This is a genomic window from Pseudomonas sp. DE0010, from assembly GCF_007680745.1.
Taxonomy (GTDB): domain Bacteria; phylum Pseudomonadota; class Gammaproteobacteria; order Pseudomonadales; family Pseudomonadaceae; genus Aquipseudomonas; species Aquipseudomonas parafulva_B.
The window spans coordinates 1-408 of record NZ_VEJQ01000067.1; the positions used below are offsets into that span (position 1 = coordinate 1).

Annotated in this window: 1 protein-coding gene and 1 pseudogene; one reads left to right on the forward strand and one right to left on the reverse strand. The window is 67.2% G+C overall.

Annotated elements, in window-relative coordinates; genetic code table 11:
* A pseudogene (locus tag FS767_RS23275) lies at positions 1-172 on the forward strand (alcohol dehydrogenase); the annotation flags it as partial.
* A gap of 6 nt (positions 173-178) precedes the next feature.
* Here FS767_RS23275 and FS767_RS21650 read toward each other — a convergent pair.
* The coding region (locus FS767_RS21650) for a hypothetical protein (RefSeq protein ID WP_218571740.1) at positions 179-408 on the reverse strand (230 nt) is incomplete at its 5' end.

The following is a 408-nucleotide window of genomic DNA, read 5'->3' on the forward strand; positions in this document are numbered from 1 at the left end:
CGGCATGCAGGCCCATCGCTACGACGTGCTGATGGCCATGCTGCGCCAGGGCACCCTGGCGCCGGAGAAACTGATCGGCCGCGAGATCAGCCTGGCCGAATCCGGCGCGGCGCTGATGCACATGGACAGGTTCGAAGGCACCGGGGTGACCGTCATTACCCGCTTCGACTAGCCCGGGCTAGTCGGCCTCCGCCGCCTGCAACACCCAGCGCAGGCCCTGCAGGTCCTCGGCGGACAGGGTCTCGCGCAGGCGGCAGAGGCGATAGTGAACGCGGGTGTTCATGGCCACCCACTCCAGGTCCTGGCGGGTGGGCTGGGCGACGAAGTATTCGCCATAGCGCTCGTCCAGCCCGGCCATGCGGTACTGGCCCTTGAGCGGCAGATAGATCTGGTTGTTCATCTCCCAGC